We start from the raw sequence: 2,621 nt of genomic DNA on the forward strand, positions 1-2,621 counted from the left end.
GGGCCTCCTGGCGCGCGGCGGCCGCGGCGGCCAGGGCCTCGTCGGCCTGCGCCCGGGCGGCGGCGGCTTCGGCGCGCAGGGTGTCGACCTCTGCGGAGGGTTCGGTCGCCGGAACGCTCTCGACGGCCGGCGCGGCGGCGTCTTCGGCAGGAACGATGGAGTCCGCGCGTTCGCCCGCCAGCAACAGCACATCCACGGTCCCGTCGGCGGCGGCGAGCGGCAGGATGGACCAGCGCACGCCGTCGGCGCCGCCGTTCCGCGACACGATCGGATCGGCCTCGCCCGCCGGAGCGGACAGGGCGGCGCGCAGGGTCTGCCGGGCCTCGATCCGCTCGTCCTCGGCCAGGAACTGGTCGGCGAAGTCGCCGGCGGCCTCATCGCGGCCCAGCAGCCGCAGGGCGGTGTGATTGGCCTCGCGCACCTGCCCGTCCCGATCGATGACGATCAGGGCGCTGGCGGCGGCGTCGAACACGCGCCGGGTCAGACCGTCCTGCGAAGCGGCCGGCGCGGCGGCCTCGGGCATGATGATTTCCGGCGTCTGCAGGCTTTCGCTCTCGACGATGGCGGCGGTCGAGCCGGTGATCTGGCCCAGTTCGTTCTCGATCGGCATGGCCGTGACCGAGACCAGCATCTTGCGGCGCGCGGCCGGGTTGGCCAGCAGATGCTGGAAACCCCTGACCGTCTGGCCCCGCAGCGCGCGGGCGCTGGGCAGCAGGTCGGGCGGCACGGGACGACCGTCCGGGAAGGTGATGCCCCAGGTCGCCGAATGGAAACGCAGGCCGATCAGCTCTGCGTCCTTGCGGCCCAGAAGCTGGTGCGCGGCGCGGTTGGCGAAGACGAATTTGCCCTGTTTGTCGGTCTCGACCAGGGCCACGGGAATCGCGTTCAGCGTCTCGAACAGCCGCTTCTGGGAGTCCTCGGCCATGCGCTGTATCAGATCGAGCTGGTCCGAGGCGCTGCCGTGCTGGGCGCCCCGGCGCAGGGCGGAGACGATCGCGACCAGCGCCACGATCCATCCGAAGGCCGCGACGGCGGCCCAGACCCACATCCAGTTGACCTGGCCTTCGAGAAACATACGACCCGACTGTCCCGTTCTGGCGCCCCGCGCGCCGGTTCGGGAGATACCTTGCAAACGGCGAACCGGACCAGCCCGCTTTCGCTTCCAGGGCGACCGGCCGCCTCAGGCCAGCGGCGTCGCCTCGCCCGCGGGCAGCATAAGGATCCGGCGGACAATGTCGGCGCACCCCAGCATCGGCAGCGGCTGACCGAATCTGGCCCGCCATTCGCGATCCAGTTCGATCTCTTCGGTCGTCATCTGCGCGGAAGCCATGGGGCCGGAAAGACGTAAAGCATCAATATGTTCCGCGAACGGGAACATGTTCAGGCCAGCAACGCTTCCGGACCCGGAGAGTGTGAATGGTTAACCGCAAGACCGCCCCGCCGCCTTATCGAGGCGCCCAGAGTCCGGACGAGTTCATCATCGAGATGGGCAATGTCTGGATCGGTCTGATCGAAACCATCGCGTCGGACCCCGACCAGAACGGAGCCCTTGCAGGCTATTTCGGCGTGGACCCGAAGGTCATTGACAGCTGGATCGAGGCCCGCGGCAGGACGCGCTGCTCCGGCGCGGTGCCCGGCGGGCGCCGCTGCGCCAATCTCGTTGGGCTCAAGGTCGAGTACGACCCGCGCATCTGGGCCGACGAACGCCTGCGCTGCACTGCCCACGGCCCGGGATAGGCGGCGCTGGAATTGAAAAAAGCCCGGTCTGGCGACCGGGCCTCTTCAAACGACTGGAGCGGGCGAAGAGATTCGAACTCTCGACCCCAACCTTGGCAAGGTTGTGCTCTACCACTGAGCTACGCCCGCACTTCAGTCGGAGGCGGGCGTATACCTAGGGCTCCGGCCCCTCGCAAGTCCCCCGACCCACAATTCGGCGCTCAAGCAGCGAGCAACCGCGTTGCGAGCGATAGCGCCTGCGCGAAGCGCATCCGCGCGTCAGCGCGGCGCCAGACGAATCGCCCCGTCCAGACGGATGCATTCGCCGTTGATGTAGACGTTGCGGGCCAGCTCCAGCACCAGCGAGGCGTAGTCCGCCGGCGTGCCCAGGCGGCTCGGGAAGGGGATGGCGGCGGCCAGGGCGTCCTGGATCTTCTGGTCCATGCCCGCCATCATCGGCGTCCACATGATGCCGGGCAGGATGGTGTTGCAGCGGACGCCCTCCTGGGCGAGGTCGCGGGCGACCGGCAGGGTCATGGCGTAGACGCCGCCCTTGGACGCCGAATAGGCCGCCTGGCCGATCTGGCCGTCCTGGGCCGCCACCGAGGCGGTGTTGACGATCAGGCCGCGCTCGCCGTCGGCCATGGGCTCAAGCGTCACCATGCCCGCCGCCGACTGCGACAGGACGCGGAAGGTGCCGAACAGATTGACCCGCACGGTGCGCTCGAACTGGGCCATGTCGTGGGCGCGGATCTCGCCGGTGTCCTTCTTGCGGCTGACGGTCTTCTGGCCCGTGGCGATGCCGGCGCAGTTGACGGTCAGACGCTCCTGCCCGTGGGCGGCGCGGGCCTTTTCGAAGCCGGCGGCGACCGAGGCGTCGTCGGTCACGTCGACCAGACAGAAGA

The 2,621-nt window shown here is 69.4% G+C and carries 4 protein-coding genes and 1 tRNA gene; 1 reads left to right on the forward strand and 4 read right to left on the reverse strand.

Going from position 1 to position 2,621, the window contains the following annotated elements:
* On the reverse strand, positions 1-1,075 hold a 1,075-nt coding region (locus V6M42_RS13520; RefSeq protein WP_332678960.1), incomplete at its 3' end, for a PAS domain-containing protein.
* A 105-nt stretch (positions 1,076-1,180) separates the two neighbouring features.
* Positions 1,181-1,378, reverse strand: a complete 198-nt coding sequence (locus V6M42_RS13525) for a hypothetical protein (protein WP_332678961.1) — start codon at positions 1,376-1,378, stop codon at positions 1,181-1,183.
* Positions 1,379-1,416: 38 nt separating this feature from the next.
* Between V6M42_RS13525 and V6M42_RS13530 the strand changes: the two genes are divergently transcribed.
* Positions 1,417-1,737 (forward strand): hypothetical protein, encoded by a 321-nt coding sequence (locus V6M42_RS13530; RefSeq protein WP_332678963.1) that lies wholly within the window; start codon positions 1,417-1,419, stop codon positions 1,735-1,737.
* Between the two features lie 54 nt (positions 1,738-1,791).
* On the opposite strand, the gene V6M42_RS13535 is transcribed toward V6M42_RS13530, so the two are convergent.
* Both V6M42_RS13535 and V6M42_RS13540 read right to left on the reverse strand, forming a co-directional pair.
* A tRNA-Gly gene (locus V6M42_RS13535) sits at positions 1,792-1,866 on the reverse strand.
* Positions 1,867-1,995: 129 nt separating this feature from the next.
* Positions 1,996-2,621 (reverse strand): SDR family oxidoreductase (locus V6M42_RS13540; RefSeq protein WP_332678964.1); only part of this gene is annotated, 626 nt, incomplete at its 5' end.

It is taken from the genome of Brevundimonas sp., assembly GCF_036677305.1.
Taxonomy (GTDB): Bacteria; Pseudomonadota; Alphaproteobacteria; order Caulobacterales; family Caulobacteraceae; genus Brevundimonas.

Excerpts from the sequence above, each read along its gene's own strand:
- V6M42_RS13525 (WP_332678961.1), bottom strand. The coding sequence starts at position 1,378 with ATGTTCCCGTTCGCGGAACATATTGATGCTTTACGTCTTTCCGGCCCC.
- V6M42_RS13530 (WP_332678963.1), top strand. The coding sequence starts at position 1,417 with ATGGTTAACCGCAAGACCGCCCCGCCGCCTTATCGAGGCGCCCAGAGT.